The sequence below is a fragment of the Candidatus Rokuibacteriota bacterium genome (assembly GCA_030647435.1).
GTDB lineage: Bacteria > Methylomirabilota > Methylomirabilia > Rokubacteriales > CSP1-6 > AR37.
Window position 1 is genome coordinate 15,969 of the sequence record JAUSJX010000042.1, and the last position, 25,098, is coordinate 41,066.

Annotated in this window: 25 protein-coding genes, 1 tRNA gene and 1 pseudogene; 22 read left to right on the plus strand and 5 right to left on the minus strand. The window is 69.5% G+C overall.

Annotated features, from left to right (window positions below; translation table 11 throughout):
• Positions 1-39 precede the first annotated feature (39 nt).
• Positions 40-726 (plus strand): TVP38/TMEM64 family protein, encoded by a 687-nt coding sequence (locus tag Q7W02_07765; GenBank protein ID MDO8476083.1) that lies wholly within the window; start codon positions 40-42, stop codon positions 724-726.
• 222 nt (positions 727-948) lie between these two features.
• Positions 949-1,026 (plus strand) — tRNA-Asp (locus tag Q7W02_07770).
• A 270-nt stretch (positions 1,027-1,296) separates the two neighbouring features.
• Here Q7W02_07770 and Q7W02_07775 read toward each other — a convergent pair.
• Complete coding sequence (locus Q7W02_07775) at positions 1,297-3,924, minus strand: DEAD/DEAH box helicase (protein MDO8476084.1); 2,628 nt, start codon at positions 3,922-3,924, stop codon at positions 1,297-1,299.
• A 231-nt stretch (positions 3,925-4,155) separates the two neighbouring features.
• Between Q7W02_07775 and Q7W02_07780 the strand changes: the two genes are divergently transcribed.
• The 5 genes from Q7W02_07780 to Q7W02_07800 all read left to right on the plus strand — a co-directional run bounded on the left by Q7W02_07780 (position 4,156) and on the right by Q7W02_07800 (position 8,605).
• Positions 4,156-4,455, plus strand: coding sequence for a type II toxin-antitoxin system prevent-host-death family antitoxin (locus Q7W02_07780; GenBank protein ID MDO8476085.1), 300 nt, complete (start codon positions 4,156-4,158; stop codon positions 4,453-4,455).
• Positions 4,452-4,880: a type II toxin-antitoxin system VapC family toxin gene (locus tag Q7W02_07785; protein ID MDO8476086.1), complete on the plus strand. Its 429-nt coding sequence runs from the start codon at positions 4,452-4,454 to the stop codon at positions 4,878-4,880. Before Q7W02_07780 ends, Q7W02_07785 begins: the two co-directional genes overlap by 4 nt.
• Before the next feature lie 371 nt (positions 4,881-5,251).
• Complete coding sequence (locus tag Q7W02_07790) at positions 5,252-5,665, plus strand: hypothetical protein (GenBank protein MDO8476087.1); 414 nt, start codon at positions 5,252-5,254, stop codon at positions 5,663-5,665.
• Between the two features lie 46 nt (positions 5,666-5,711).
• Positions 5,712-6,920: an MFS transporter gene (locus Q7W02_07795; GenBank protein ID MDO8476088.1), complete on the plus strand. Its 1,209-nt coding sequence runs from the start codon at positions 5,712-5,714 to the stop codon at positions 6,918-6,920.
• A 302-nt stretch (positions 6,921-7,222) separates the two neighbouring features.
• Positions 7,223-8,605 (plus strand): DUF222 domain-containing protein, encoded by a 1,383-nt coding sequence (locus Q7W02_07800; GenBank protein ID MDO8476089.1) that lies wholly within the window; start codon positions 7,223-7,225, stop codon positions 8,603-8,605.
• A 43-nt stretch (positions 8,606-8,648) separates the two neighbouring features.
• Here Q7W02_07800 and Q7W02_07805 read toward each other — a convergent pair whose 3' ends face one another.
• Complete coding sequence (locus tag Q7W02_07805) at positions 8,649-10,202, minus strand: carboxyl transferase domain-containing protein (GenBank protein MDO8476090.1); 1,554 nt, start codon at positions 10,200-10,202, stop codon at positions 8,649-8,651.
• A 145-nt stretch (positions 10,203-10,347) separates the two neighbouring features.
• On the opposite strand from Q7W02_07805, the gene Q7W02_07810 reads away from it, so the two are divergent.
• The 14 genes and pseudogenes from Q7W02_07810 to rho all read left to right on the plus strand — a co-directional run bounded on the left by Q7W02_07810 (position 10,348) and on the right by rho (position 22,151).
• A complete protein-coding gene (locus Q7W02_07810) occupies positions 10,348-10,908 on the plus strand; it encodes a carboxypeptidase-like regulatory domain-containing protein (protein MDO8476091.1) in 561 nt (186 codons plus the stop codon).
• 21 nt (positions 10,909-10,929) lie between these two features.
• Positions 10,930-11,334, plus strand: a complete 405-nt coding sequence (msrB, locus tag Q7W02_07815; protein MDO8476092.1) for a peptide-methionine (R)-S-oxide reductase MsrB — start codon at positions 10,930-10,932, stop codon at positions 11,332-11,334.
• Between the two features lie 71 nt (positions 11,335-11,405).
• Complete coding sequence (locus Q7W02_07820; GenBank protein MDO8476093.1) at positions 11,406-12,545, plus strand: ABC transporter substrate-binding protein; 1,140 nt, start codon at positions 11,406-11,408, stop codon at positions 12,543-12,545.
• Positions 12,546-12,791: 246 nt separating this feature from the next.
• Positions 12,792-13,274: a DinB family protein gene (locus Q7W02_07825; protein MDO8476094.1), complete on the plus strand. Its 483-nt coding sequence runs from the start codon at positions 12,792-12,794 to the stop codon at positions 13,272-13,274.
• Between the two features lie 14 nt (positions 13,275-13,288).
• Positions 13,289-14,170 (plus strand): annotated as a pseudogene (locus Q7W02_07830) (2-dehydropantoate 2-reductase).
• Positions 14,163-15,281 (plus strand): 5-methyltetrahydropteroyltriglutamate--homocysteine S-methyltransferase, encoded by a 1,119-nt coding sequence (locus tag Q7W02_07835; GenBank protein MDO8476095.1) that lies wholly within the window; start codon positions 14,163-14,165, stop codon positions 15,279-15,281. Before Q7W02_07830 ends, Q7W02_07835 begins: the two are co-directional and overlap by 8 nt.
• The gene (locus Q7W02_07840) at positions 15,278-16,111 is read left to right on the plus strand and encodes an alpha/beta fold hydrolase (GenBank protein ID MDO8476096.1); all 834 of its coding nucleotides are present in this window, start codon (positions 15,278-15,280) and stop codon (positions 16,109-16,111) included. The genes Q7W02_07835 and Q7W02_07840 overlap by 4 nt, the downstream gene beginning before the upstream one ends.
• 87 nt (positions 16,112-16,198) lie before the next feature.
• Positions 16,199-16,957, plus strand: coding sequence for an SDR family oxidoreductase (locus tag Q7W02_07845; GenBank protein ID MDO8476097.1), 759 nt, complete (start codon positions 16,199-16,201; stop codon positions 16,955-16,957).
• A gap of 70 nt (positions 16,958-17,027) precedes the next feature.
• The gene (locus Q7W02_07850; GenBank protein ID MDO8476098.1) at positions 17,028-17,807 is read left to right on the plus strand and encodes a class II aldolase/adducin family protein; all 780 of its coding nucleotides are present in this window, start codon (positions 17,028-17,030) and stop codon (positions 17,805-17,807) included.
• Positions 17,808-17,863: 56 nt separating this feature from the next.
• A complete protein-coding gene (locus Q7W02_07855; protein MDO8476099.1) occupies positions 17,864-18,124 on the plus strand; it encodes a hypothetical protein in 261 nt (86 codons plus the stop codon).
• Positions 18,121-18,972, plus strand: coding sequence for a DUF1932 domain-containing protein (locus Q7W02_07860; GenBank protein MDO8476100.1), 852 nt, complete (start codon positions 18,121-18,123; stop codon positions 18,970-18,972). Before Q7W02_07855 ends, Q7W02_07860 begins: the two co-directional genes overlap by 4 nt.
• Before the next feature lie 20 nt (positions 18,973-18,992).
• Positions 18,993-19,877, plus strand: a complete 885-nt coding sequence (locus tag Q7W02_07865) for a branched-chain amino acid ABC transporter permease (protein ID MDO8476101.1) — start codon at positions 18,993-18,995, stop codon at positions 19,875-19,877.
• Positions 19,877-20,770, plus strand: coding sequence for an alpha/beta hydrolase (locus Q7W02_07870; GenBank protein MDO8476102.1), 894 nt, complete (start codon positions 19,877-19,879; stop codon positions 20,768-20,770). Before Q7W02_07865 ends, Q7W02_07870 begins: the two co-directional genes overlap by 1 nt.
• 496 nt (positions 20,771-21,266) lie before the next feature.
• Positions 21,267-22,151 (plus strand): transcription termination factor Rho, encoded by an 885-nt coding sequence (gene rho, locus Q7W02_07875; GenBank protein MDO8476103.1) that lies wholly within the window; start codon positions 21,267-21,269, stop codon positions 22,149-22,151.
• 8 nt (positions 22,152-22,159) lie between these two features.
• Here the strand turns inward: rho and Q7W02_07880 are convergent, their stop codons facing one another.
• From Q7W02_07880 to Q7W02_07890, 3 genes are all read right to left on the minus strand, one after another.
• Positions 22,160-22,756 (minus strand): ABC transporter substrate-binding protein, encoded by a 597-nt coding sequence (locus Q7W02_07880; GenBank protein MDO8476104.1) that lies wholly within the window; start codon positions 22,754-22,756, stop codon positions 22,160-22,162.
• Positions 22,757-22,932: 176 nt separating this feature from the next.
• Positions 22,933-23,340, minus strand: coding sequence for a response regulator (locus Q7W02_07885; protein ID MDO8476105.1), 408 nt, complete (start codon positions 23,338-23,340; stop codon positions 22,933-22,935).
• 143 nt (positions 23,341-23,483) lie between these two features.
• Complete coding sequence (locus tag Q7W02_07890; protein ID MDO8476106.1) at positions 23,484-23,900, minus strand: VOC family protein; 417 nt, start codon at positions 23,898-23,900, stop codon at positions 23,484-23,486.
• A gap of 520 nt (positions 23,901-24,420) precedes the next feature.
• Here Q7W02_07890 and Q7W02_07895 point away from each other — a divergent pair.
• Positions 24,421-25,002: an ABC transporter substrate-binding protein gene (locus tag Q7W02_07895; GenBank protein ID MDO8476107.1), complete on the plus strand. Its 582-nt coding sequence runs from the start codon at positions 24,421-24,423 to the stop codon at positions 25,000-25,002.
• Positions 25,003-25,098: the final 96 nt, after the last annotated feature.

A 25,098-nucleotide genomic window follows, 5' to 3' on the forward strand; every position in this document is an offset into this window, starting at 1 on the left:
TTGCGTTCCTCACCGCCGTGGCCCGACAATGGCGGCTCCATGCCACGAGCGCGCGGCGTCACGGTGAGGCGGCTCGTCCTGCTGGCTGTGCTCCTGGCCGGCATCGCCTGCGCCGTCATCTGGCGCCGCTACCTCACGGTGCCCCAGATCCAGGTCTTCGTGGCGAGCTTGGGCCCCTGGGGGCCGCTGGTCTTCATGCTCGCCTACACGGTCGGCCCCGCCTTCCTCGTGCCGGGCCTGCCCCTCGACCTGGCGGCCGGCGTCCTCTTCGGGCCCGTCTGGGGCACGGTCTATTCCCTCGTCGGCGCCACGGCCGGCGCCACCGTCGCCTTCCTCGCCGCGCGCACCGTCGGGCGGGACTGGACGGAGGAGAAGCTCTCGGGGCCCCTCAAGAAGCTCAAGGAGGGCGTGGACAAGGGCGGCTGGGAGTTCGTCGCCTTCGTGCGCCTCGTGCCCGTCATCCCCTTCAACCTGCTCAACTACGCCCTCGGCCTCACGCGTATAAGGCTCGTGCCGTACGTGCTGGCCTCGTTCGTCTTCATGGCGCCGGCCGCCGCCGTGTACGTCTACGCGGGCTGGGCGGGGGGCGAGGCGATCGCGGGCGAGGGGGCGATCTCGCAGACGCTCGTGCGGGTGCTCGTCGCGCTGACCGCGCTCGGGATGCTCGCGGTCCTGCCGCAGCTCGCCGTGCGCTTCGCCAAGAGCAGGCGAAAGCTTCGATCGTGATGGGCCCGGGCATCCGCGGGTTCGCCTGCTGCAACGAGCTGTACGAGAACCTGCCCGTCGTCGAGGGCTTCCGCGCGCTGCGGTCGAGGCCTTCGACTTCACGCCGGGGCCTGAGCGGATCGCGACGGAGAGCCTGCGCAATCTCACGCAGGTGTGGGGCGCCGCAGACGGCCGAACCTAGACACGGTGCGGCACGCATGGTATAAATCTGTCTCCCACTGTGGGCTCGTGGTGCAGCCTGGTTAGCACACTGGACTGTCAATCCAGAGGTCGCGGGTTCAAATCCCGTCGAGCCCGCCATAAAATCAACCATTTCGGTGGCGGTCATTTCTGATTGTCACCGAAATGCCTTCTTTGCTGTCATTGAGCGCTCAGGATAGAGCACGATCTTGTATGCGCCGAGGCCCCTGTCGCGATCCATGGGCGCCGGTCGAGCCTCCTTCCCGCGGACCCCACGCTACCGATCGCCTTGTGGAGCGCACTCGCGGCCCACGCCAGATCCCGCCGAATGGAATCGGACACCTTTGGGCGTCGAGCATGGCGGCAGCCGGCGTGCTCAAGCGCCTGCTGTCACATGGGGGCTTGCGGCGGGGTGGCGACGCGCGGGTTGGGGGCGGGCGGTGCGGCCGCGGCCGGTGCCGCGGCCTGGAGGAGCTGGGCTATTCCGGAGAAGAGGGCGGCGAGCGTCGAGGCGGTCTCGGGGGGCGCCTCGATCACGAGACCGCCGTGTGCCGCCCGCTGTACCGTGAGCCCAGCGAAGAGCCGCTGCACCTCGGCCGCCGAGGGCAGCGGCCCCGGACCGGACACGGCCGGGGCTGGCGCGTCGCCGGACTCGTCCCCCGCCGTCACGAGGGCATCGATCTCGCGCTCGGCGGCGGCGTCGTCCGACGCGAGTGCGTCCGACTCGGTGGTCGCACCCTCTCGCCCCGGAAGCGCGAGGGCGGGGCCGACCAGCCGCTCGATCCGGGCGAGGAAGCTGCCCGAGCGCTCGAAGGTCACCTCGTCGGTGGTCCCATCGAAGAGCCCCGCGAACAGGGCCTGCTTGGTGCCCACGAGGTCGGCGATCCGTGACTCGATGCCCGGCTCGCTGATCAGGTGGTAGACGTCGATGGGTCGGCGCTGCCCCAGACGGTAGATCCGCCCGATCCGCTGCTCGAGCACGGCCGGGTTCCACGGCAGCTCGATGTTGATGCAGACGCTCGCGGCGCGCTGCAGGTTGAGGCCCACGCCGCCCGCATCGGTGGCGAAGAGGACGCGGCAGGCGGGATCATCGTGGAACTCAACAATGTTCTGGGTCCGGCGCTTCTGGCCCTCGCCGCCGGTGAAGAACGCCGCCCGGACCTGGCCCCGGGCAAGGACGTCGCGGGTGGCCCAGTCCGCCAGGCGGAGCATGCGGCGCCACTGGCTGAACACGACCACCTTGCGTTCCTGGTCGAGGACGATCTGCCCGATCAGCTCCCGCAGCTCGAGGAGCTTCGGGCTCGCCAGCCCCTTGAGCGTGGCCTCCGTGGGCCGCGGCAGCCGCGAGAGGTCAGGCCAGATTTCCTCGAAGCGCAGCTGTGCCAGACCGTTCGCGATGATGCGCTGGGTGGTGAGCAGCGACATGAGCCTGAGGAACTCCGCCTGGGTGAGCGGCCGGCGCTTCCCCCGCGCCAGGATCTGGGCGATCGGCTGGTTGAGGGCGTCGTGCTCCTCGACCTGCTCGGCCGTCATCTCCAGGGGGATCCGCGTGTCCGTGCGCGCCGGGAGCTGGGGAAGCACCTCGCGGCGGACGCGACGGATCATGCAGCCGGCCAGCCGGAGGCGCAGGGTGTCGAGGTGCCGCGCGCCGCCGATCTCGGTCCTGCCGTCCACCGGCGTCGTGTGCCAGGGGACCAGCCGCCATTTCGGCTCCAGCGCGAGATCGTCCACCCACTCCACGATGGACGCGAGCTCGTCGAGCCGGTTCTCCATCGGCGTCCCGGTGAGCACGAGGCGATAGGGCGGATCGAGCTGCTTCACCGTCAGCGCGGTCTTGGTGGCCCAGTTCTTGATCCGCTGCGCCTCGTCGAGGACGACGAGATCCGGTCCCCAGGCGCGGACGAGATCCAGATCGCGGACGAGCTGCTCGTAGTTCGAGACGAGGAACCCGCGGCGGCACGCCTCGAACGCCGCCCGGCGCTGGGCGGGGTTGCCGTCGACCACGGCTGCGGGCGCGTCGGTGAAGAGCTGCCACTCGCGCAGCCACTGGGGCTTGAGCGCGGCCGGGACGACCACCAACCCCCGGCGGACGCGGCCGGTGCGCCACAGGGCGTGGCAGGCGGCGATCGCCTGCGCGGTCTTGCCGAGGCCCATGTCGTCGGCGAGCAGGAGCCGCCCGTTCGAGAGGAACCGCTCCACGGCCTCGCGCTGGTAGGGGTAGAGTGGCTGCTTGAGAGAGCGGATCGCCTGCGTGAAGCGGTGCAGATCCCGGCCGCCCTGGACGGCACGCGCGGTGCGCCGTCGATCCTCCAGGAGCAAGGCGTGGAGCGCGGGCTCGCCCTGATCGTTCCCGAGCACGCCGAGGAGGTTGTCCACGAGCTCGAGCCGCCGCGCCGGCGCCTCGGGGATCTCGGTCGTGAAGCCACCCTCCGTGGCCGGGCGCAGCCATCGCCGGAGACGGGGCGCGGGGAGCCCGTCCATCCAGCGGATCCGCGCCAGCCAGTCGCCCCCGCCTGTGAGGGGGCGAATCGGATCCCAGCGCAGCGGCCCTGCATCAGGAGCGGCCGCGCGCCGGGCCCGCTCGACGGCGCGCGGCTTCGAGGCGATGTCCTCCAGCACGGCGAGGAGGTGCTTGCACAGGCCGAGCGAGCTGCGGAGGAAGTCGGGGCAGCTGCAGCTGCCCTCGATGGGCTCCACGCACCGGAGCAGGGTGCGGTAGGGGCGCGCGGGCGAGCCCTGCCGTCGCGTCGCGTAGAGGCCAAGGGGTCCCCCGCCGCCCGGCCGGGTAACGATCTGCAGCCTGTCGGCCTGTCCGAAGGCGAACCGGCGGAGCAGCGCCTCGAGCGCTTCGCGCCGCACGGGCCAGTCCGCTCCCGCCGTGACGGCCAGGACGTGCCGGACGACCAGCTCCGGGGGAATGGCTCCCGTCTTCCGATGCGCCCGCGCGAGCAGCATCTGATACGCCTCGGACTCGGCAGGGGAGGTCGCGAGGGTCACGAGCGCAGTCGTCTCATCCATGTTCCTCTCTCCGGCAGACCGCGGTTTGCTCTCCGCGATGGCCCGTTGACGGGTGCAGGTGCCCGGACGCGATACTGGGCCGGGACGGCGGCGGCGTCAAGGGAGGCCTCACTCCGAGGCGGCGGCCTACCGCCTCGGGGGGAGGCCGGAGGCCGCGAACCAGGAGGAAGCCGCGGTGGGGTCCTTGCCGTGACCCTTGACCGTCCCTCCCAACATGGCTAACATGGCCATATGAAGAAGGCCAAGATCGCCGAGCTCAAGAACCACCTGTCCCGCTACCTCGATCACGTCCGGAGCGGAGAGTCCGTGCTGGTCCTGGACCGGAATCAGCCCATCGCCCAGATCGTTCCCCTCGCGCGGCCGACAGGGGGTTCCCGCGGCCACGACGGGCGGCTGGCGCGGCTCGAGCGGCGGGGCCTGATCCGGCGCGGGTCTGGGGGCCTCCCCGAGTGGCTCGGGAAGCGCAAGCCTCCCCGCCTGCGGGGCAGCGTGCTCAAGGACCTGCTGGCCGAGCGCGGGGCGGGGTGGTGAGGTTCTGGGACACCTCCGCCCTCATCCCGCTGGTCGTGGCCGAGCGCGGCACCGCGCTGGCGGAGCGTCTGCTCCGTGCCGATCCCGCCGTCGTGGTCTGGACCCTGACCCGCGTCGAGCTGCTGTCAGCGCTGGCGCGCCGCCGGCGCGAGGAGCCAGCCGCCGCGCGGCGGCTCCTGGGGGCCAAGCGGGAGATCCTGGCGGCCTGGCCGCGCTGGTCCGAGGTGACCGCGGTGGAGGTCGTTCGGCGGCACGCGGAGCGCGTGGTGGACACCCATGCGATCAGGGCTGCCGACGCGCTGCAGATCGGCGCGGCCCTCGTCGTTGCCGGCGACGATCCCGCCGCGCTGGAGTTCGTCACCTTCGACCAGCCCCAGGCTGCGGCCGCGGAGCGCGAGGGATTCCGCGTGCGCGGCGCGAGCTGAAGTCGCCTCCCATCAGCGCCCAGGCACGCCCCCGCGGCGCCGGCACGCCATCAGAACTGGATCCGCCGGAGGGCTGGGCCGGCAGGGACATCGGCCAGTGCAGATTGCCCCTGTCACCGGGATTGTCACCCACCCCGCGTGACAAGGCGCAACTGGCCGTCACTTGCCGCTACACAGTCCAGGCGCCGGCGAGGGAGCAACTCGTTGAGAAGGCGGGCACCGGCCGCGATCGGCGGTGCGAACTGTCAATCCAGAGGTCGCGGGTTCAAATCCCGTCGAGCCTGCCATTCAGATTCAACGAGGGGGCGGCGCCCTGTCGCCCCCTCTGACGTGCCTCGAACTTCTTCTCTGTCGTCTTAAGGAGAGTGCCCATGTTTGGCGAGAAGCTCGAATACGGACTCAAGGTTGTTGGCTCCGTCGCGGCGTTGGGCGGACTGCTGTTGGCGGGCGCTCAGTTCGTGGTGAACCACTCAGTCGAGGCCGCCAAGCCCTACCTCGAGAGAAAACTGAAATTGTGCGAGGAGGCCGTCGTGACCGCTGCCTTCATCGCGACGGCAGACGCCGGCGCCGCTGCCGCTGAGGCCAAGACTCTGCAGTTCTGGCAGCTCTACTGGGGCGTCATGGGGCTGGTTGCGAACCAAAAGGTGACTCACGCCATGGTTGCCTTCGGGGCAAAGCTTCGCGCAAAGGAGTCGTCCAGCTCGCTCCAAGTAGGGGTGCTCGAGTTGGCCAGTGCGTGCCGCCAGGAGATGGCGGCTTCGTGGTCACCGATCTGGCGGCGATAGCTCGGCTCGATTGAGAAACGCCAAGCGCGTGACAACCAACTAGCCGATGCCACGCTCCGAGCCCGAGAGCTGGCAGCGCAACGTGTGGGCGCTGGCGCTCGTTGTCTTCACGGCCTTTCTCGGGTTCCAGTTCTTCTCCCCGTTCCTGCCGCTCTACGTCCACGAGCTGGGCGTCACCGACCCGGCGCAGATCGCCGTCTGGTCGGGCGTGCTGCTGGCCGTCACGCCCGCCGTGTCGGCCCTGCTCGGCCCGCTCTGGGGCCGGCTCTCGGATCGCGTCGGCCGCAAGCTCATGCTGATACGGTCGCTCGCGGGCTTCGTCGTCATCATCGCCGCCATGGGGCTCGTGACATCCGTCTACCAGCTGTTCATCGCGCGACTGCTCCAGGGCGTCTTCGCGGGCTTCTCGGTGATGGCGATGGCCGTCGCGAGCGTGTCATGTCCTCGCGACAAGGTGCCGGTAGCGATCGGGAGGGTCCAGTCGGCCCAGCTCTTGAGCGTGGCCGTGGGACCTGTCGCCGGCGGCTACGTGGCCTCACACTTCGGGATCCGCTTCGCCTTCTTCGTGACGGCGGGCCTGTGCGCCCTGGCGCTCGTCGGGCTGATCGTCCTCTTCAAGGAGGAGAGGCCCGGAGGGACGGGGGAGGCAAGGCAGCGGCCGCCCCACCTTTCCCTTCGAGAGCTCTTCCGCCTGCCGCATCTCCCGCTCGTTCTGGCGTTGCTCTTGATCTGCCAGTTCATCGACCGGGGGCTCGCCCTTCTGATTCCGCTGAAAGTCGCCGACCTGCCCGGTGTCGGGCAGATCGCCGCGATCTCGGGCGTCATCATCTCGGTTTCCGCCGTGTGCGGGACGATCTCGGCCAGCGTGGCCGGGCGGCTTGCTCAGCGCTGGCCGATCGCGCGGCTGCTCTTGCTCGGCTGCGTGACGGGCGGGGTCCCGTGCGCGCTCATGGCGTGGTCGGACACGTGGATCCACCTACTCGTCCTGCGCTGCCTAGTCGGCTTCTCGCTGGGCGGCGCGGTGACGCTGGCCTACTCGCTCGGCGGCCACCTGGCTCCGAGCGAGACCCGCGGCGCCGCCTTCGGCTGGCTCGCGCTCGGTGTCCAGTTCGGCACGGCGCTCAGCCCGCTGGCCACCGGTGGTCTCGCCGCGCTGAGCCTGCCCGGGGCCTTCGTCTTCGACGGCGCGCTCGCCTGGATCGCCGCCGCAGTGCTGTTGCTCGCGGCGCGCGACCTCGTGAACCGCCGCCTCTAGTAACCGTCCAGTCCTGCGCGCCGACGAAGCGATTCAATGATGGATCGCCCTGTGTACGTAGCTGGATACACCAAGGCCGTTGTGCTGGTTCCGCGTTTTTCCGCTTGACAGCTTCTGCGGGGCCGATTGCTCACGTGGCGGCAGCGCTCTGAAAGTGCCGCGCCAGCGGCCCATACTCGCTGCGCTGCGCACAATCGCGCAGGGCCGATGGGAAAATAATTCCCCGTCTCAAGAACGCATGTCCAGGGCGCTCCACGGAGGCGCGGAAACCGGGGTGTAGAGTCAGCGCAGGAGGGCTCGCCATGCAGAGCCACGAGTCAACTGTCTTCCCCACTCCGGATCGCGTCGCGGCGCTCGACCGGCTCGGCGACGAGATCGCCGAACTCTCCGCGCACCTCGACGCCGCCACCGCGCGCCTGCTCGCCCTGATCCGGGAGTTCGACGCACGCGGAGGTTGGAACACGGGCTTCCGCTCCTGTGCCGCCTGGCTCTCCTGGCGGGTGGGGCTCGACCTTGGCGCGGCCCGTGAACGGGTCCGGGTCGCGCGCTCCCTCGAGACGCTGCCGCTCCTCGCCCAGGCCCTTGCCGGCGGGCAGCTGTCGTACGCCAAGGTCCGCGCCCTCACCCGGGTGGCCACGCCCGAGACGGAAGCGCGGCTCCTGGGGGTGGCGCGCGCGGGCACGGCCGCTCACGTCGAGCGGATCGTCCGCGGCTGGCGGTGTGTAGACCGGCGGGCCGAGGCTCGGGAGACCACCCTGCGGCATGCGAGCCGAGCCCTCCACGTGCACCAGGACGAGGACGGCATGGTGGTCCTCAGGGGGCGGCTCGAGCCTGAAGTGGGGGCGCTCCTCATCCAGGCGCTGGCCGCCGCTCGGGAGGCCCTGTACCAGCGGGCCCGCGTGCCGGAGGGAGAGGCTGGGGGCGGAAACGTTTCCGCGGAAACGCCCACGATGACCCAGCGTCAGGCCGACGCGCTGGCCCTCCTCGCGGAGACGGCCCTGCACCACGGGCTCGATCCGGGCGCCCCGGGCGAGCGCTACCAGGTGGTGGTCCACATCGACGCCCAGGCCCTGGCCGAGCCGGATCAGCCGGGCCAGTCCGTCCTCGAGGAGGGCGCGCGCGTTTCCGCGGAAACGTCGCGGCGCCTGGCCTGCGACGCCAGCCGGGTGGTGATGCGCCATGACGAGGAGGGCCGCGTGGTCGAGATTGGGGCCCGGACCCGGACGATTCCCCCCGCCTTACGGCGGGCGCTCCACCATCGGGACCGTGGCTGCCGCTTCCCGGGCTGCGGCGTGAGCAATGGCCAGGGGCATCATCTCCGCCACTGGGCGCACGGCGGGCCGACGACGCTGTCGAACCTCGCGCTCCTCTGCCGCCGGCATCACCGAGCGGTGCACGAGGAGGGCTTCCAGGTCGCGCGCGGGCCCGACGGGGCGCTCCGGTTCCTGCGGCCGGACGGCCGCCCGCTGCCCGAGGTGCCGCCGCCTACTCCAGTACCCGCTGATCCCGTCGAAGCTCTCCGCGCGTGTCACGACTCCCAAGGCCTGCGCCTCAATCCGCGGACGGCGTGTCCCGGCTGGCTCGGGGAGCGGTTGAATGTAGCGTGGGCGATCGACGTCCTGCACCCGCGAGCGCAGAATCCTCCCAGGACGGTCCTGCTCCGCGCGGATGAGATCATCCAATGATCCCATCAATGGGGCAGCTTGCCCCACACGTCCTCGCTGCGATCTAGGGGCGCATGCCGTGCGAAGAAGGGCCGGGGCGGCGGAGCGGGGCCGCGAGCTCGGCGAAGTCGCAGAGCAGCGGTCGGGTGTCGCGGGGGTCGACGATCTCCTCGATCCAGAACGTCTCGGCCGAGCGGAACGGCGAGCGGAGCTTGTTGAGCCGCGCCGCGATCTCGGCCATTTTCTTCTCGCGGTCGGGCGCAGCGTCGAGGTCGGCGCGGTAGGCCGCCTCGATCCCTCCCTCGAGGGGCAGCGAGCCCCAGCGGCCGGACGGCCACGCGTAGCGCGTACAGTAGCGCCGGCCGTTTCGATGCGCCGCCCCCGCGACGCCGAAGGCGTTCCGCACGATCACCGCGCACCAGGGCACGGAGGTCTGCCACATGGCCGACATCGCGCGCACGCCCTGCTTGATCGTCCCCGTGCGCTCGGCCTCGAGGCCGATGAGGAAGCCCGGGCAGTCCACGAGGTAGACCACCGGCAGGTGGAAGGTCTGCGCCGTGTCCACGAAGCGCTCGACCTTCTGGCAGGTGTCGGCCGTCCAGGCGCCGCCGTAGTGCGTCGGGTCGCTCGCCATGACGGCGACCGGCCAGCCGTCCAGCCGGGCGAGCCCCGTGATGACCGCGCGGCCGTAGAGCGGGGCGATCTCGAAGAACGAGCCGCGGTCCACCACGGCCTCGACGATCGGGCGCATACGGTACGTCTTGCGGATGTTGCGCGGGATCGCGCCGAAGAGCCAGTCTTCACGGCGGCTCGGGTCGTCCGTGCGGGGCCCGCGGGGCGGCACGTCATCGATCGATGACGGCAGGTAGGAGAGGAAGCGTCGCGCGCGCGCGAAGGCCTCCTCCTCCGTGTCGACGGCGTCGTCGACGGCGCCGGCCTTGAGCTGGATCTCCCAGCCGCCGAGCTCCATCTTGGTCAGCTTCTGGCCGATCCGCTCGACAACGGGCGGGCCCGCGACGAAGAGCGCGGACGTGCCCTTGACCATCAGCGAATAGTGCGCTGCGGCCAGGTGCGCGGCGCCGAGCCCCGCCACGGAGCCGAGACCGAGCGCCACGCGGGGGACGATGGCCATGTTGTCCACCACGGTCTCCCAGCCATCGACGCCGGGGACGTTGGCGCGGCCCGTGGTCTCGATCGTCTTGACCGAGCCGCCGCCGCCGGAGCCTTCGACGAACCGGATGAGTGGCAGCCGCAGCTCCTGCGCCATCCGCTCGCACATGAGGTGCTTGCCCTTGATGGTCGCGTCGGCCGAGCCGCCGCGCACGGTGAAATCGTCCCCGCCGACGACGACCGGCCGGCCGTCCACGCGCGCCCGGCCGAAGATGAAGTTGGACGGCGTGAGGCTCTCGAGCTCATTGTCCGCGTCGTACGCCGCCGTGCCCGCGATCTTGCCCACCTCGTGGAAGGTGTCCGGGTCGACCAGGCGCGCGATGCGCTCGCGGATGGTCAAGCGTCCCTCGTCGTGCTGCCGCTTGACGCGCTCCGCGCCGCCGAGCCGCTCGGCAAAGGCCTCACGGCGTCGCAGCTCGTCGAGTTCGGGTTGCCAGTCGTCAGCCACGCGTCTGCCCTCCCACAATCCCGGTATGATAAGTCAAGATCCGGCCGCACGTCCCGCTTTGTACGCGGGGGACTTCGTCGCATGCGCTGCGCGGCCGCGCTACGCCCGTCGAGGTCTACGCCTGCGCGGAGGGGCACGCGCGTCTGTGACCGCGCGGCTCGGATTGCCCCCGCTCCCGCTGTCCTGCTACTCTAGCCGCGTCATGGACGGCGAGCGCGGGCCCACTGATTCTGAGGTTTCTGCCGGCGCGGTCCGGCGGCTGGTCCAGGCCCTCCGCGAGCACCTGACTCTGTCGCGCTTCCATGCCATCGTCGGGATCATTGCCGGCTTCATCTCCATCAGCGTCGGGCTCTATACGTATCTCCACTTTTCCAGGCCTGGATCGCCCGTGATCGGTGAGATCGTGGTTATTCTGCAGGACGCTCGGACGGGCAAGCCCGTCACGGACGCGACGGTGGAGATCCTGACTCTCAAGGACGCGGTGGTGACCACGCTGACGCCGGGGGCCGAGGGGCAGGCCCGCGGGAGGCTCAAGGAGGGCACCTACCGCCTTCGGGTCATTCACCCTCGCTTCGTGGCCGATGCGCGTCAGGTGCAGATCGTCGCCGGGCAGACAGCGGAGGTACGCTTGAAGCTCGTCCAGCCGGCCCCGAAGACCGGCCCGATCGACGACGCCGTGGGAGCCGTCAAAAGGATCTTCAAGTGAAGCTCCGTGGAGGGGGCAGACATGTCGACGACCGAAGCGTTCGAGATCACCAAGACCGAGGCCGAGTGGCGAAAGATTCTGACTCCCGAGCAGTTCCATGTCCTGCGCAAGCATGGGACGGAGCGCGCCGGCACGAGCCTGCTCGACAAGGAATACGGTGGCGGCACATTTGTCTGCGCCGCCTGTGATCTGCCCCTCTTTGCGTCAGACACGAAGTACGACAGCCGCACAGGATGGCCCAGCTTTTGGACCCCGATCGAGGGGGCGACCCGGAACTCCACGGACCGGAGCTTCTTTTCCGTGCGTACGGAGGTGCACTGCCGCCGCTGCGGAGGGCATCTGGGCCACGTGTTCGACGATGGGCCCAAGCCGACGGGCCTTCGGTATTGCATGAACGGCGTTGCTTTGCAGTTCCGGCGCGGCTGAGCCAAGAAAAGTCCTGCACACGTTTGGCAACTAGACTACCCTTCCGGCGTATGCGGGCCCGGCGATCCGGAGTGTTCGCTCTCGTTGCGGGGCTTGGGCTGGCCGTGGCCCAGCCCGCCCTCGCGACGTCGCCAACCGCAGTGCTGGAAGCCTTCTTCGAGGGTGCCAACGCGGTCCTGAAGGTCGTGGATCCGTTCGGCGATCTGGAGCAGCCCCGCCAAGCCGTTCGCGAGCTGGTCAATGAGATCTTCGACCTCCGGGGGGCCTCCGCGCTCGCGCTCGGCTCCGCGTGGCTTTCGAGAACTCCGGACGAGCAGGACGAGTTCGTCCGGCTGTTCGCCGCCTACCTCGAGCGCGGCTTCATCGGGATGATCGGCGCGAAGGCCAGCGTATCCGACGGCGTGAAGATCCAGTACGTCGACGAGTCGATCGGCGACGAGTGGGCAGGCGTCGCGACCTCGCTGCTGACTCGGAACGGTTTGGAGCTTCCCGTCGACTATTGGTTCGTTCGCCGTGGCGACCGCTGGAAGGTGCAGGACGTGGTCATCGATGGGGTGAGCCTCATCGCGAACTACCGGTCGCAGTTCACCCGGGTCCTGGCCGCCTACCCGTATTCGGAGGTCCTCGCGAGGCTGGGAGGCAGCCAGTCTGACGCGCCCGCCATGGTCGCGGCGCCTGCACCGCAGGTCGCGGGAATTGTTCCGGCCGCGCAGGCGGCGCCGCCAGTACCGCAGGTCCCGCAGATCCCGAGGATTCCGCCGGTGACGCAGAGCCCATGGAGCGCGAATGCGGCAGCCACGCCGCCGGCGGCTGGGACGGCTCTGTCGCCGAGGACCTTCCAAGAAATCCATCTCACGGCGCTCCCCAGCGAAGTGTCGTCCTCGGAGCGAGTTCGGGCCCCCGTGGCGGCGCAGGTCTCCGAAATCCGCGAGAGGTCTGGGCCGGCGCGCGGTGGCCGGGCGGCGGGCGCCTACTGGATTCAGCTGGGCGTCTTTCAATCGGTAGATGCCGCGGCTCACCTGGCGGAGCGATTCAGCCGTGACGGCGCGACGATCTCGAAGACCCGGCTCACGAACGCCGCCGGGAACCGGGTGGGTGTGTGGGCGCGGGTGCGCGTGGGCCCATTCGCCAATCGCCCGGAGGCCGTGTCGAAGCTCCAGGACCTCTCGGCGCGCGGGCAGGCGGGGTTCATCGCCGAGGCCCGCGACTGACTTCGCTCGCTTCACTGTCTCCGTTCGCGCCCGGCTTCCACGCGTAAGCTCGCCCCTCTGACGTCGCCGAAAGCGCCCCCGCTCGCCGGCGCGATCTTCGCCGGCTCCGCCCCGCATCGGTTGCCGATCAAGCCGGTTGTCTTTATCATGGAGCGCTCTGGAGCAGATGCGACGGCCGCTGGGGCAGCCGCCGCCCACCGCTTTCCGACCACCCCTTACCGACCACCCCTTACCGGAGGAGGCAGCATGGGAGCGCGCGCCGAGCAGCTGGCCAAGAAGTTCGACGAATCGTGTGCCGAGTTCAACAAGGTCGTCGAGGGCCTGAGTGATGCGGACTGGAAGAAGGAGACGTCGGCGGAGAAGTGGCCGGTCGGAGTCGTGGCCCATCACCTGGCCGAGGGGCACGCGAACGTTGGCGGCCTCGTCCACCTGGTGGCCAAGGCGCAGCCCTTGCCGGGCCTGACGTGGGAGATGATTCACGCGAACAACGCCAAGCACGCGAAGGAGCAGGCCGGCGTCACCAAGGCGGCCGCGCTCGCGCTCTTGAAGGCGAACGGGGAGAAGACCAGCGCCCTCGTCCGCGGGTTGAGCGACGCCGAGCTCGACCGCAGCGCGAGCGTGCTCGCCGGCATGCCGGCCATGACGGCCGCGCAGGCGATCGAGGGGATCCTGATCAACCACGTGCACGAACACCTGGGCAGCATCCGGGCCACCATCGGCGCGAAGTAGCGCCAGCGCGCGCCATGAGGGTGTGCATCGTCGGCGCCGGGGCGATCGGCTCCTTCCTCGGCGCGCATCTCTCGCGTAGCGGCTCCGAGGTCGCCGCGCTCGCGCGGGGGGCCACCGCGGCGGCGCTCCGGGCTCATGGGTTCCGGCTGGAGCAGGCCGGAGCCCTCGTGACTGCGCCGGTTCGCGTCGTTGAAGACACCGCCGGGCTCGGCGAGCAGGACCTGGTTGTGCTCGCCGTCAAGGGGGCCGTCGCTGACCCAGGTCGCGGAGAAGATCCTGCCTTTGCTCGGCGGCGAGACCATGGTGCTGACCGCGGCTGCGTGGTCCATGCGACCTGCTCCGTGGTGGAGCCGGGCCGGGTCCGCCACGGGTTCGGCAACGAGCTGATTGTTGGCGAGCTGGGCGGGGGGGAGCCCGCCGGGGGCGAGCGCGGCGCGCCGCTCTCGGCCCGGGTCACGGCGCTCGCTTCGCTCCTGCGATCGGCCGGGTTCAAGGCGACTGTTTCCGCGCGCATCCAGGCCGACATCTGGTACAAGCTGTGGTGGAACATGACGATGAACCCTCTCTCGGCGCTGACCGGGGCGACGTGCGATCGCATGCTGGACGACCCGCTGCTCAACCACTACAGCGTCTCCATCATGGCGGAGGCGGCGGCGATCGGCGAGCGGCTCGGCTGCCCGATCAGCCAGAGCGGCGAGGACCGCAACGCCGTCACGCGCAAGCTCGGCGCCTTCAAGACGTCCATGCTGCAGGACGCCCTAGCGGGCAGACCCCTCGAGATCGACGCGCTCGTGACCGCCGTGACCGAGATCGGCGGCATGGTCGGCGTGCCGACACCTCACACCGACGCCCTGCTGGGTCTGATCCGCGTCTATTTGGAGGCTCACCTTGGCTGATTCGCGTTCGCCGTTCCGTGCCGATCACGTCGGCAGCCTGCTGCGTCCGCCCGCGCTCAAGGCGCTTCGCCTCGAGAGGGAGTCGGGCAAGGTGAGCGCGGCCGAGCTGAGCAAAGCCGAGGACGCGGCGATCCGGGACGGCGTGAAGCTTCAGCAGGACGTCGGCCTCCAGGGGATCACCGACGGCGAGATGCGCCGGAAGTCCTGGCACATGGACTTCCTGCTCCAGCTGAGCGGTCTCTCCAGCGAAGGCGAGCTGCTGCCCGTCACGTTCCACGGGCGCGAGGGCGACCGCTTCTTCACGCGCCCCGACCTCCGGATCGCCAGCCGGGTGACGCGGCCCACGCCGATCTTCGTCGAGGCCTTCAAGTTCCTGAAGTCGGCGACCACGCGCACGCCCAAGCTGACTATCCCGTCGCCCTGCATGCTCTACACCCAGGTCGGGCGCGCCAATATCGATCCGGCGGTCTATCCTGACCTCGACGTGTTCGTCGAGGACCTGGCCGCCGCCTATCGCGCGGAGATCGCCGACCTCTACGCGGCCGGCTGCCGCTATCTGCAGCTCGACGACGTCAGCCTCGCCTACCTGTGCGACGACGAGATGCGCGCGCGGGGACGGGCGCAGGGCGAGGACCCCGACGCGCAGCTCGCGCTGTCGGTCGAGCTCATCCGGGCCACGCTGCGCGACCGGCCCAAGGACCTGACCGTCTGCACGCATCTTTGCCGGGGCAATTTCCGCTCCGCGTGGCGCGCCCAGGGGGGCTACGCCGGGATCGCCGAGACCATCTTCAACCAGCTGCCCTACGACGGGTTCTTTCTCGAGTTCGACGACGCGCGCTCGGGGGATTTCTCGCCGCTCCGCCACGTGCCCAAGCACGTGCGGGTGGTCCTGGGCCTCGTGACGTCGAAGGTGGGCGCCCTCGAGAAGAAGGACGACCTCAAGCGGCGTCTCGACGAGGCGTCCAAGTACATCGCGCTCGAGCAGCTCTGCGTCAGTCCCCAGTGCGGCTTCTCCTCGACCGTCGAGGGCAATGACGTGGCGGTCGAGGACGAGCGGGCGAAGCTCTCGCTCTGCGTCGAGCTGGCGCGCGAGGTGTGGGGCAGCCTATGACTGGCCCGCGGGACCACTCGAAGACCGTCGGCGGTCTCACCTTTCACTACGTCACGTGGGGGCCGGAGTCGGCGCCCCCGCTCGTGCTCCTCCACGGCCTGACCAGCCACGCCCGCAGCTGGGATGCGCTCGGGCGCGAGCTCTCCGCGAATCGGCGCGTCATCGCCCTCGACCAGCGCGGCCACGGCGACAGTGACCGCGCGCCGGACGGCGACTACCGCGTCGCGACCATGGCTGGCGACGTCGCGGGGTTGGTGGACGCGATCGGGCTCGAGCGCTTCGAGCTGCTGGGGCTCTCGATGGGCGGCCGGGTCGGCATCGCGTACGCGGGCGGGCACGCCGCGCGGATCGAGCGGCTCTGCATCGTGGACATCGGGCCCGAGATACACCTGCCGGGGATGGAGCGCATCCGGCAGATGATGGCGGCGTCGCCGGAGCGGATCGGGTCGGAAGAGGAGGCCATCGAGTACGTGCGCCGGGCCAACCCGCGCGCGCCCGAGGCGGGACTGCGCGAGCGCGTGCGCCACGGGATGCGGCTTCACCCCGACGGCGGGCTCGAGTGGAAGTACGACAAGGCGCTCCGCGACATGATGCGGCAGGGCGGCCGGCGGGAGACGCTCGACCTCTGGGAGCCGCTCCGCCGGATCACCGCCCCGACACTGCTCGTGCGCGGGGCCGACAGCGACGTCCTCTCCGCCGACGTCGCCAAGCGGATGCTCGATGCCCTGCCGGACGGCCGGCTCGTGGAGATTCCGGGCGCCGGTCACCCGGTGCCGCTCGACCAGCCCGAGGCCTTCGCGTGCGCCATCCGCGCCTTCCTCGAAGTCTAGCGCCGGCCGCGCGGCCTGCTGTGCACGACGGAAGCCCTTCCTGCACGACGGAAGCCCTTCCTGATCGATGAGGAGGATATCTTCGAGATGACGTCATCCAATAGGGTCGCGATCGTTACGGGCGCCGGCACCGGCATCGGCAAGCACTCCGCGCTGGCGCTCCTCAAGGAAGGCTATGCCGTCACCTTGGCGGGACGCCGCAAGGATCTGCTGGAGGCGACGGCCGCGGAGGGGAAGTCGACCGGCTCGCGGGCGCTCGTCGTGCCGACCGACGTCAGCGATCCCGCGTCGGTTCGAGCGCTGTTCGCCAGGACGAAGGAGGCCTTCGGCCGGCTCGATCTGCTGTTCAACAACGCAGGCATCGGCGCGCCGCCCGTGCCGCTCGAAGACCTGCCGTACGAGCAATGGAAGGCGGTGGTCGATATCAACCTGACCGGCGCCTTTCTGTGCACGCAGGAGGCCTTCAAGATGATGAAGAGCCAGCAGCCCCGCGGCGGGCGCATCATCAACAACGGCTCCATCTCGGCGCACGCCCCGCGGCCGAACTCGGCCGCGTATACGTCGACGAAGCACGCGATGACGGGCCTGACCAAGTCGACCTCGCTCGACGGGCGAAAGTACGACATCGCGTGCGGCCAGATCGACATCGGCAATGCCGCGACGGAGATGACGGCGAGAATGAGCAAGGGCGTGGCGCAGGCCAACGGGTCCATCGAGGTCGAGCCGACGATGGACGTCCAGAACGTGGCGCGGTCGGTCGTGTACATGGCCAGCCTCCCGCTGGATGCCAACATTCAGTTCCTGACCGTCATGGCGACGAAGATGCCCTTCGTCGGCCGCGGGTAGTCCTGTGCTACAGTACCCTGCGCTGCGCCAGGTGTGAGTGCTCCGAACCCATCGACAGGAGGCGGTTCCCATGGCCGATCCGGCTCTCGACATCCCGTCGCTGCGGGACAAGGTCTCGCCCGAAGAGTGGGCGGTGCGGGTGGATCTCGCCGCCTGCTACCGGCTCGTGGCGCGCTACGGCTGGGAGGACCTGGTGTTCACGCACATCACGGCCCGGGTGCCGGCCACGCAGGACCAGTTCCTGATCAATCCGTACGGCGTCTTCTTCGACGAGATGACGGCCTCGAGCCTGGTCAAAATCGATCAGCAGGGGCAGAAGCTCCAGGACTCGCCGTTTTCGGTCAACCCCGCGGGCTTCGTCATCCACAGCGCTATCCACGCCGCCCGGCACGATGCCAAGTTCGTCCTGCACACGCATACGCTCAACGGCGTTGCCGTCTCGACGCAGCGGGCGGGACTGCTCCCCATCTCGCAGCACTCGATCTCGGTGCTGGCGAGCCTGGGCTACCACGACTTCGAGGGCCCGGCGCTGCGTGACGACGAGAAGCCGCGCCTCGTGGCGGACCTCGGCGACAAGACCTCGCTCATCCTGAGAAACCATGGGCTGCTGACCGTGGGCGAGACGGCCGCCGAGGCGTTCGTCTCGATGTACTACCTCGAGACGTCCTGCGCGATCCAGGTGCGCGCGCAATCGGGCGGTGGCGAGCTGATCCCGGTGCCGAAGGAGATCATCGAGAGCGCCTACGGGCAGGTCATGGCGGGCGCGAGACCGGGGCAGGGAAGGGGCGCCCTCGTGTGGCCGGGCTTGCTCCGGCGCCTCGATCGCCTTGATCCCTCGTACCGGACCTGAGAGGCCGCGCCGCTGGGGACCGCGCCGGGCTTCGGCCCACTCACGCCGGGAACGAGATGAACGAGCGCGAAATTCGCGAGAGGATCCGGGAGTTGATGGTGGCGGGCGCGCTCCCGCCGACCTTGGCCGATAGCTCACTCGTGAGCGAGAGCGGGCGGGGCGTGCCGGCGCAGGTCCACGTCGGCACGGTCGATCTGGAGTCGTGCGCCATCTGCGGGCAGCCGGGACCTCAGCTGTCGTACTACTACCCCGGCGGCCAGATCCTGCGTTTCCATGCGTACTGCGACCTGCTCTGGCAGGAGGAGCGAGCCCGATGACCAGCCACACGATCGGCGTCCTGCACCCGGGAGAGATGGGCGTCACGGTAGGAGCCTCGGCGCGCGCCGGAGGTTCCCGCGTGCTGTGGGCCTCCGAGGGGCGGAGCGCGCAGACCCGGGAGCGCGCCGCCGCGGCCGGGCTCGATGACGCTAAGACGCTCGCGTCGCTCTGCGCCGCCTGCGGCGTGATTCTCTCGGTCTGCCCGCCGCATTCGGCCCTCGATCTTGCGCGCGTGGTGGCGGCCCAGGGCTTCTCCGGCGTCTACGTAGACGGGAACGCCGTCTCCCCGGGGACAGCGCGGGACATCGGCCGGATCATCGAGCGCGGCGGCGCCACCTTCGTGGACGGCGGCATCATCGATCCTCCCGCTCGGGCGCGCGGTACCACGCGCCTGTATCTCTCGGGTGAGCAGGCCGGGCGGATCGCCCGCCTGTTCGCGCAGGGGCCGCTCGAGGCCATCGCGCTGCACGGCGGACCCGGCGCGGCCTCCGCGCTCAAGATGGCCTATGCCGCGTACACGAAGGGCACGGCGGCGCTCCTCGTGAGCATCCGGGCGCTGGCGATCCGGGCCGGCGTCGACCAAGCGCTGTTGGACGAGTGGGCGCGGAGCCAGCCGGAGCTGGGAGCCCGCTCCGAGCGCGCCGCCGGCGAGACCGCGCGGAAGGCATGGCGATTCACGGGTGAGATGGCGGAGATCGCGGCGACGTTCGATGACGCCGGGCTTCCCGACGGCTTCTTTCGGGCCGCCGCGGAGATCTACGAATCTCTCGCCGGCTACAAGGACGCGCCCTCAAGGCCCTCGGTGGCGGAGGTCGCGAAGGCGCTGGCGGGACGGCCTCGCGACTGATCGCCGACGGGGGAGCGAACGTGCTGTTCTTCGTTTCCCTGTTCGTGGATGGGGTGCTGGCCGGTGTCGTCTACGCCCCGATCGCCCTCGCCTTCGTGGTCGTGTACAAGGCGTCCCGCATGATCAATTTCGCGCTGGGCGAGTGGGCGATGGTCGCCTCGCGGCTGGTGGCCACAGGGCTGCACGCGCTGGGGCTCGGCCTGGCCGGAGCCCTCGGCTCCGCGTGCGCCGGCATGGTGGCGCTGGCCTTCGCCTTCAACCGATTGATCCTGCGCCGGCTCGGCGGTCGCCCGCTGATCTCCCTGATCATGGTCACGCTCGGGCTCGGCGCCTTGATGCGCGGTGCGGCTGCCCTCGTGTTCGCGGACATCCCCGCCGCGATCCCGCTTCCGATCCCCCAGGAGCCGCGGGTCGTGCACGGCGTGCCGGTGGCGGTCGGCAAGGTCGTCGGGGCGGGGGTCGCTCTGGTCTGCGTCGCCGCCGTGAGCTGGTTCTTCAGCCGGAGCAGGACCGGGGTCGCGCTGCGAGCCATCGCGGACGACCAGCCGGCCGCCATGGCGGTCGGCATCGATCTCAACCGTCACTTCGCCCTGACGTGGGCCATGGTGGGCGTTCTCTCGGTCTGCGCGGGCACGCTGTGGACGGTCGTGTCCGGCGGCGGCTTCGGCATGGCGCTCGTCGGGCTCAAGGTGTTCCCGATCGTCATCATCGGCGGGCTCGACAGCATTCCCGGCACCCTCGCCGGCGCCGTCGTCGTCGGCGTGCTGGAGAGCTTGGCGGCGGGGTATGTCGATCCGCTCCTGGGCGGGGGCTTCAGCAACGTCGCTTCCTATCTCGTGCTCATCGCGATGCTGTTCGTGCGCCCCTACGGGATGTTCGGCCGGCCTGACGTGGAACGGGTGTAGTGACGCTCACGGTCCTCACACCCGGCTTGGAGATCGCCTACGAGGCGCACGGCGATCCGCGAGGTTTCCCCGTCGTCCTCCTGCACGGGTTTCCCGACGATGTGCGCGCCTGGGACGGCGTGGCTCCGGCGCTCGCCGCAGCCGGCCACCGCGCGCTCGTGCCCTACCTGCGCGGCTACGGACCGACCCGCTTCCTCGACCCCACGGCGCTGCGCATGGCCCAGCAGGCGGCGATCGGACAGGACCTGCTCGACTTCATCGACGCCCTCGCGCTGCCGCGCGTCGCGCTGGCCGGCTACGACTGGGGCGGTCGCGCGGCGTGCATCGCCGCGATCGTGGCGCCGGCCCGCGTGCGCGCGCTGGTAACCATCGGCGGGTACAACGTGCAGAACACGACGGCGCCGTCGCGCCCCGCGCCCGCCGCCGAGGAGCGGGCCAAGTGGTACCAGTGGTACTTCAACACCGAGCGCGGCCGCCGGGGACTCGAGCAGAACCGGCGCGAGATCTGCCGGCTCCTGTGGCACGAATGGTCGCCGAGCTGGCGCTTCGACGACGCCACCTTCGACCGCACGGCGCAATCATTCGACAGCCCCGACTTCGTCGAGGTGGTGATCCACTCCTACCGCCACCGGCACGGCCATGCGCGAGGCGACGCGCGCTTCGACGCTCTCGAGGGGCACCTCGCGGAGCGGCCCCCGATCACCGTGTCGACCACGGTGCTGCACGGGGCCGAGGACACGGTAGACCCGGCGCGGCAGTCCGAGCGCCACATGCCGCTCTTCCCGGCCGGCACCGAGCGCCGGGTCGTGCCGGGCGGCGGTCACTTCCTGCCGCGCGAGCAGCCGGCGGCGGTCGCGGAGGCGATCCTGGCGCTGCTGGCGCGGACCGGGTAGGCGCGGCTCCGTGCGGGTACTGGGCCCATTTGCTTCGCCAGATTTACTCAGCCCTCGCCTCGCGGCGGGCCGCTCAGCTCGAACTTCCACGTTCTCGGTCGCCAGCGACGCTCAACGTACAATTGTCTCAGCCCTCGCCTCGTGGCTGCGCCACTCAGCTCGAACTGCCACGTACGCTAGGCAAAGCTGGCTCCCTCGGGCGTGGCCGTTCGAGCTGAGGGGGCGTAGCCACGAGGCGAGAGCTGAGTTGGTCTGGCTCGCAACTTGGCCCAGTACCGATTACTCGGAAACCCGCGTTTTGAGTTAGACTGTTAGCTACCCCGAGCGCAGTGCTGCGGGGAGCACTCCAGCCCGTGTGCGAGCCGGGCTCGTCAGCCTACCCATGCAGCCATGAGGTCTTCAGATATGAGCGTTACAGTTGAGTAGACGGTCTCACCACTCCCACCGGCCGGGAGGGCACCAGCCCGGCGGGTCGCGCGGGCCGGGTCCATCACGGATGCCGCCGCCGGCTGCCGCGACCTCGGGCTTCGAGAGTCTCACCGCGGTCCAGCCCTACGAGCGGCTGAAGCTCGAGACCACGGCGTCCGAACTGTCCATGCGCGCGATGGACCTGGTCGCGCCCATCGGCCGGGGCCAGCGCGGGCTCATCGTCGCCCAGCCGCGGACGGGGAAGACCATGCTGCTGCAAGGCATCGCCAAGGCAGTGCTCGCCAACCACCCCGAAGTAATCGTCATCATTCTCTTGGTAGACGAGCGCCCTGAGGAGGTGACGGATTTCCGGATGACCATCGGCAAGGCGGCGGAGATCGTCGCCTCGAGCAACGACAACCCCTACCGCCGCCACATCGAGGTGACCGAGCAGGTCCTCGAGAAGGCCAAGCGCCTGGTGCTCGAGAAGCGGGACGTGCTCGTCCTCTTCGACTCCCTCACGCGCATGACGCGCGCGTACAACAACGAGCTGAGCTCGCGCGGGCGCACCATGACCGGCGGCATCGACAGCCGCGCCTTCCAGATGCCGCGCGCCTTCTTCGGCGCCGCCCGCAAACTCGAGGAGGGCGGGTCGCTCACGATCGTGGGGACGGTCCTGGTCGAGACGGGCTCCCGGATGGACGACATCATCTTTGAGGAGTTCAAGGGCACCGGGAACATGGAGCTCCATCTCACCCGGGAGCTGGCCGACCGCCGCATCTTCCCGGCCATCGACATCCTCCGCTCCGGCACCCGCCACGAGGAGCTCCTCTTCACCGAGGACGAACTGAAGAAGATCCATCTCCTCCGTCGCGCGCTCTCCGGCACCAAGCCGGTGCAGGCCATGGAGGCCATGCTCGAGCGCCTCCGCCTCACCGCGACCAACGCGGAGTTCCTGAAGTCCCTCGGGTAGGGCTCCGATCAGGGCAGGCGGGCCCTGACCTTCTTGACGAGCTCTTCGTAGGACGACCTTTTGATGACGGAGTCGAACTGGGAGCGGAAGTTCCGCACGAGGCTGGTGCGCTCGACCAGCACGTCGGAGATCATCCACCGGGTGCCCTGCCACGCCATCCGGTAGTCCACGCCCACTTCCCAAGTGGGCTTGAGGGTGACCCGGGTGCGCACGATGGTGTCGTCGCCGTCCGGCGATTCCTCTACGTAGGCGACGGTCTCGGCGCCGTACTGCTCGATCTTCCCGAGCAGCGCGCGCTCCAGCAGCTCGCGGAAGAGAGGGATGAACTCCGCGCGCTCGTCCGCGGTCCGCGCTTCCCAGTGGGCTCCCAGGGCCCGCTTGGACATCGCGGTCCAGTCGAAGATGCGGGCCGTGATGGCCCGGACGGCCTGGCGCCGATCCGCGGTCCTGGATTCGGCCTGCAGCGCCGGATCCTCGATGGCGGCGATGACCCGGTCGATCTCGGGCTTGAGCTGGTCGGTCGCCGGGCCGGCGAACGCGTCGGCCACCGTTCCCAGCACCAGCAGCGCGAGCGCCGCGCCCTTGATAAATAAGCGATACCGCATGCCTTCTCCTCTGTGTAAGCGGTGAATTGAGCCCCGGAGCGGAGCGACAGGAAGAGCCCGGCGAAGACCGAGGCCCAGGATCGTGCTGAATCCACTTGGTGGGTGTGAAGACTGTCTTCAGTCTACACGGCTCCTGCGTTGGCCGCTATCGATCGTTGTGGCGGGAGAAGTGCTTACTACGCGGCGCTCAGGACTTTCCGAACCAGCTCCAGCAGCTCGACGACATTGAAGGGCTTTCGCAGCAGCGGCAGACCGGTTTCTTGCACGAGGCGATGCGCCTCTGAGGTCCCCGCGGTGCCCGTGAGGAAGATGATCTTCTGCGGCGGATGTGTCTGACGCTTCGCCAACTCCCGGTAGAGGCCGGCGCCGTCCAGCTCGGGCATGTGGAGGTCGGTCAGGATGAGGTCGTAGCGCCGGCCCTCGATCTTCGCCAGCGCCGCGACGCCGTTGGGCGCGGTCTCGACTTCATACCCGTCGAGACTGAGCATGTCGGTGATGAGCTGGGTGATCATGGGATCGTCGTCGACGAGCAAGATGCGAGCGCGGGCGTCCGGCGCGGGCGAAGGGGCTCCGATCGTGGGCATAGTGCGCGTCCTGCTTCATCACGGAGCAAAGGTCGGGCCACTTCGCGCGGGTCAGAGAATCGTGTACTTACGAGGCATGGGGCGCCCCGGGCCCCCAAAATTGTCGGGTGCGAGGCGGAAACGGGTAGTGACCGGGGCGCCCGCTAGGACTCCATGCGCCGGGGAGCGGCGGATTTCGTCGGGCCGATGAACTCCACCATGTTGCCGTCCGGATCCTTGACGAAGACCTGGCGAAGGCCCGTCGGCCCGGAGACGACGTCGCGGCAGGGCAGCCCCAGGTCCGAGATCTGACGCGCGGTCCTGTCGGCGTCCTCGGTCCACAGGGCGAAGTGCGCGTAACGCGCCAGGATCTTCTCCCGCTCGACCGCCGGGCGCACGAGCTGGTCGTTCAGGATGATGTGCAGCGAGAGGCCGCCGCCGAGGCTGTACCAGATGCCGGGGAAGTCGAAGGCCGGCCGCGGGATCTCCTCGAGACCGAGCAGGCCGGTGTAGAACTCTCGCGCCTTGGCGACGTCGGTGACGGTGATGCTCACGTGGTTCAGCTCCTTGAACAGGCTCATGGCGATCTCCTCATGTCGACCTCACAGGGTCCGCGGCTCACCGACCGGTATCCTAGCACGGGACGGCAGCGTGGCTGGCACGCACCGCGCGCCTGGTCCCTTCCGCCACGACCCGGACTTGCGGCTGTTCCAACTGTCGGATAAGGTCGCCGTGGCCTATCCTCATGCCGAAGGCTGCCGTGCAGATAGTAGTGGCCCTCGCTGTCCTGGCGCTCATCGCGGCGCCGCTCGCTGCCGATGCGCAGCAGCCGGTGAGGACTCCTCGCATTGGGTTCCTGGGCCCCACCTCCGCGTCCGGTATCGCGAACCGGTTGGAGGCACTGCGGGCGGGCCTCCGTGACTTCGGGTACGTGGAAGGCAAGAACATCGTCATCGAGTACCGGTGGGCCGAGGGGAACTATGACCGGCTCCCTGATCTTGCCGCCGAGCTGGTTCGCCTCAAGGTTGACGTCCTCGTGACCTCAGGGACGCCAGGAACCCTTGCGGCCAAGCGCGCGACCACGACGATTCCCATTGTGTCATGGCAGCCTCCGGCGACGCCCTTGCCGTGGGCGCTGTCGCCAGTCTCGCACGGCCGGGCGGGACCGTCACCGGATCCACCTTCTTTGGCCGGGAGCTCTATGGCAAACGGCTCGAGTTGCTCAAGGCGGCAATGCCGCGCCTGACCCATGTGGCCGTCCTCTTGAATCCGGACAATCCCACGTACGTGTCGGAGCTCAATGACATGGAAGGGGTCGCGAAGTCAATGAAGGTGAGTCTGTCGCGCTTCGAGGAGCGCCAGCCGGACGAGTTCGACGGCGTCTTCACGGCGATGGCCCAAAGGCGCGTTGACGCAGTCGTGATCACCAACGAAGCGGTATTTACTGCCAACAGCGCGAGGATTGCGGATGTCGCGGCGAGGAGGCGGCTCCCCTCGGCCGGAAGCAAGCAGTTCGTCGAAGCTGGCGGCCTGATCGGCTACGACCACAACACTCTCGAGCTATATCGCCGCGCCGCCTACTTCGTGGACAAGATTCTCAAAGGCGCCAAGCCCGGCGATCTGCCGGTCGAGCGGCCGACCAAGTTCGAGCTGGTCATCAACCGTGCGTCCAGAGAAAGCTGACGTGTTCAGCGGGAGGCAGTCCCGCCGGGGTAAGAGCCAGAGCCCCGTAACTTGGGTGGCAGGGTGGAGGGAAACCAAGACTCTGAAGCCCACCGA

Bases quoted from the DNA above. Each gene is read 5' to 3' on its own strand.
- Q7W02_07765 (MDO8476083.1), top strand. From the start codon at position 40: ATGCCACGAGCGCGCGGCGTCACGGTGAGGCGGCTCGTCCTGCTGGCT.
- Q7W02_07775 (MDO8476084.1), bottom strand. From the start codon at position 3,924: ATGGATGAGACGACTGCGCTCGTGACCCTCGCGACCTCCCCTGCCGAG.
- Q7W02_07780 (MDO8476085.1), top strand. From the start codon at position 4,156: ATGAAGAAGGCCAAGATCGCCGAGCTCAAGAACCACCTGTCCCGCTAC.
- Q7W02_07790 (MDO8476087.1), top strand. From the start codon at position 5,252: ATGTTTGGCGAGAAGCTCGAATACGGACTCAAGGTTGTTGGCTCCGTC.
- Q7W02_07795 (MDO8476088.1), top strand. From the start codon at position 5,712: ATGCCACGCTCCGAGCCCGAGAGCTGGCAGCGCAACGTGTGGGCGCTG.
- Q7W02_07800 (MDO8476089.1), top strand. From the start codon at position 7,223: ATGCAGAGCCACGAGTCAACTGTCTTCCCCACTCCGGATCGCGTCGCG.
- msrB (MDO8476092.1), top strand. From the start codon at position 10,930: ATGTCGACGACCGAAGCGTTCGAGATCACCAAGACCGAGGCCGAGTGG.
- Q7W02_07825 (MDO8476094.1), top strand. From the start codon at position 12,792: ATGGGAGCGCGCGCCGAGCAGCTGGCCAAGAAGTTCGACGAATCGTGT.
- Q7W02_07840 (MDO8476096.1), top strand. From the start codon at position 15,278: ATGACTGGCCCGCGGGACCACTCGAAGACCGTCGGCGGTCTCACCTTT.
- Q7W02_07845 (MDO8476097.1), top strand. From the start codon at position 16,199: ATGACGTCATCCAATAGGGTCGCGATCGTTACGGGCGCCGGCACCGGC.
- Q7W02_07850 (MDO8476098.1), top strand. From the start codon at position 17,028: ATGGCCGATCCGGCTCTCGACATCCCGTCGCTGCGGGACAAGGTCTCG.
- Q7W02_07855 (MDO8476099.1), top strand. From the start codon at position 17,864: ATGAACGAGCGCGAAATTCGCGAGAGGATCCGGGAGTTGATGGTGGCG.
- Q7W02_07860 (MDO8476100.1), top strand. From the start codon at position 18,121: ATGACCAGCCACACGATCGGCGTCCTGCACCCGGGAGAGATGGGCGTC.
- rho (MDO8476103.1), top strand. From the start codon at position 21,267: ATGCCGCCGCCGGCTGCCGCGACCTCGGGCTTCGAGAGTCTCACCGCG.
- Q7W02_07880 (MDO8476104.1), bottom strand. From the start codon at position 22,756: ATGCGGTATCGCTTATTTATCAAGGGCGCGGCGCTCGCGCTGCTGGTG.
- Q7W02_07885 (MDO8476105.1), bottom strand. From the start codon at position 23,340: ATGCCCACGATCGGAGCCCCTTCGCCCGCGCCGGACGCCCGCGCTCGC.
- Q7W02_07890 (MDO8476106.1), bottom strand. From the start codon at position 23,900: ATGAGCCTGTTCAAGGAGCTGAACCACGTGAGCATCACCGTCACCGAC.
- Q7W02_07895 (MDO8476107.1), top strand. From the start codon at position 24,421: ATGGCAGCCTCCGGCGACGCCCTTGCCGTGGGCGCTGTCGCCAGTCTC.